Below are 2,931 nucleotides of genomic sequence, written 5' to 3' on the forward strand. Positions count from 1 at the left end.
CCATACCATCAACCTTTATCAGGTAAGTCTACGTTTCTGCGCTTTCTACTGTCGTATATACACAGCAATACAAACGTACATACTCCTACGGCACTCACGATGGCTCCCGGTATAAGACCTGCGGTATAATACCTGAGTTCTATATCGTGATAGCCGCCACTACTAAATCTCTATCAACTTCTTCTCTGATCCTGTAAGATTCCTATAACCATCCTCCGTCACAACAACCAGATCCTCAATCCTGACACCAAACTGTCCAGGAATATAGATTCCCGGTTCGACCGTTATGACCATGCCAGGTTTCAATATGTCATCACACTTAGGTGAAAATCTCGGATTCTCGTGTATAAACAATCCCACCGAATGTCCAAGTCCATGTCCAAAGCAATCTCCATATCCGGCATCGGCTATTATACGTCTAGCAACAGCATCAACATCGTTACATCTGACTCCTGGTTTTATCATATTCATAGACTCCGTCTGAGCCTTGAGTACCGTATCATACACATATTTCATTGAATCAGATGCCTTTCCTATTGCTACGGTTCTGGTCATATCTGAACAATATCCCTCATATATACAGCCAAAATCCATAGTGAGAAAGTCCCCCTTATTCAGAGTCTTATCCGTAGGAATAGCATGCGGCATAGATGAATTCATTCCAGATGCAGCTATGGTGTCAAAACTCAAGCCCTCCGCACCATTTTTCTTCATATGATACTCCAGTTCAAGCGCAACATCCTTCTCTGTAATGCCAGGTCTGAGATATTCCAGTATATGTGAAAATGCCTTGTCTCCTATTGACTCCGCTATATGGATATTCTCGATCTCCTCATCAGTTTTTATCTCTCTTAAGGAATCCAGCTTACCATCAAGGCTTATCCATTCCACACCGAATATTCCTGTCGAATATTCCGAATACTCTCTATAGCTGATGCTAAGATTCTCAAATCCAACTCTAAGATTCCCAGAATTTTTTCTCTGTCCATCAAGAATAGATGAAATACACGCAACATATCCTTTTCCAGCAATATCCGCACATTCATATCCTTCGCACTCGCGCTGGACCTGCTCCGTATATCTTGAATCCGTTATGACTGTCTTACCTGATCCTGCCAGAACTATAACGCCCTCGCCGCGGTACGATGCTATATATCTCATGTTGTACCTGTCAGTGATCAATATCGCATCAAGATTCATCTCATCTATTATCCTTCTGACCTTTTCATAAGCAATTGCTGTGTCCATAACCATCATCTCCCACCTTCTATATAAGAACTTATTTCCTGTACTATCTCATCTATTTCAATTCCTGTAACCGGAACTATGATATCAGCGGCAGCTTCATACACCGGTCCTCGCTGTCCCATAAGTTTCCTCACTCTCTGATCTACATTTTCTCCCTGCAGAAGAGGTCTGGTCGTATCTCCCGCAAGTCGCCTTACTACCTCCTCAGGCTTAACATCCAGATATATGATCCTGCCCATTCGCCTGAGTTCATCCACATTCGCCTGTCTCATAGGAAGTCCACCTCCAGTGGATATAACCGTATGTGACAGCCGGCTGTTCAATTCCTTAAGAGTATCTGTCTCAAGCTGTCTGAAATACTCTTCCCCCTTGTCGGCAAATATCTGCTTTATGCTGCAACCAGCCTTGTCCTCTATATAAGAATCCACATCCAGCAGATCAAAGTTCAGCTTTCTCGCAAGAGCTTCTCCGACAGTTGTCTTACCACATCCCATAAATCCTATGAGGATCACATTTTCTCTGATTGACTGCAGCAACCTGTCGTACACAATATCAGCAACATCCTCCGATATGGATATATCATTCCAGAGCTCATATGCAATTATTCCCTGATAAAGGAGCATACGCAAACCATTGTACGCCAATGCTCCAGCCTGTCTGCAAAGCTTCATAAACTTTGTCTCAAACGGATTATATATGAGATCGATTCCCACACTGACTCTGTCGTAAAAATGTGGATCATCGATGACTACAGCCTCATTGTTCGGTGCCAGACCTATCGATGTGGACTGGAATACCACGAACTTATCATCTACATTCTCCTGCAGTAACTGTCCATAATCACCAAGTCTCATGGCAGTCATTGTCTCTCTGCCAAAATGACCATTCATGTCCTCTGCTATCGTCTGTGCCTTCTCGATCGTTCTGTTAAGAATATATACCTTATCCGCACCCTTATTCATGCACATATATGCCACAGCTCTCGCTGCACCGCCTGCGCCAAGTATGATTACCCTCTTACTGTCCAGTTCCACTCCGTAGGACTCCAGTTCTCTGGACAGCCCCATCATATCTGTGTTATATCCCTTATAACCGTTTGCAGTCCTGACAAGAGTGTTGACCGCACCTATTGCCGCTGCCCCCTCATCTATATCCACAAGTGAAGCCATTATCTCATTCTTGTGAGGCACAGTGGCATTCATTCCCAGTATATTCAGTTCAAATGCACCCTTTACAGCATCCGCCAGTCCCTCCTTATGGGTGTGGAACGGTACATACACCTCATTTATCCCCAATATATCGCTGAGTGTGTTGTGTATAAGCGGTGACAAGGTGTGCTGAACCGGATCACCAAGCAAACCCAATAATCTTGTCTTTCCATTTATCTCCATATGTATCTCCATCCTTCAGTCTGTTATTTTAAACAGAGTTAGTATAACACAAAAAGAAACCGGAGTATATAACCACCCCGGTTTCTATGTTTATTGCTATTATTTATACTATATACGCATTATGCAAATACATTCTTCTTCTCGGCGATGAAATCTCCAAGTGCCGGAACGTCTATAGTATTGTCTGTCAGGTCAAACAATGGATCTGCGGCCTTAACCTTGATCATTGTATATACAGGAACTGTCTTGCCCTGGTAATATACCTCCACAACGATGTATGTGTAATTTCCAC

General features: G+C 43.3%; 2 protein-coding genes. Both read right to left on the reverse strand.

The window, feature by feature from the left end:
• Positions 1-162: 162 nt before the first annotated feature.
• On the reverse strand, positions 163-1,254 hold the full coding sequence (locus CCU_RS03380) for a M24 family metallopeptidase (protein WP_015533568.1): 1,092 nt from the start codon (positions 1,252-1,254) through the stop codon (positions 163-165).
• Positions 1,254-2,639 carry a shikimate kinase gene (locus tag CCU_RS03385; RefSeq protein WP_015533569.1) on the reverse strand — a complete coding sequence of 462 codons (1,386 nt, stop codon included), beginning with the start codon at positions 2,637-2,639 and terminating at the stop codon, positions 1,254-1,256. The genes CCU_RS03380 and CCU_RS03385 overlap by 1 nt, the downstream gene beginning before the upstream one ends.
• Positions 2,640-2,931 lie beyond the last annotated feature (292 nt).

It is taken from the genome of Coprococcus sp. ART55/1 (assembly GCF_000210595.1).
GTDB classification, from domain to species: Bacteria; Bacillota; Clostridia; order Lachnospirales; family Lachnospiraceae; genus Coprococcus; species Coprococcus aceti.

Coding starts and splice junctions, on each gene's coding strand:
- CCU_RS03380 (WP_015533568.1), bottom strand. CDS start 1,254: ATGGTTATGGACACAGCAATTGCTTATGAAAAGGTCAGAAGGATAATA.
- CCU_RS03385 (WP_015533569.1), bottom strand. CDS start 2,639: ATGGAGATAAATGGAAAGACAAGATTATTGGGTTTGCTTGGTGATCCG.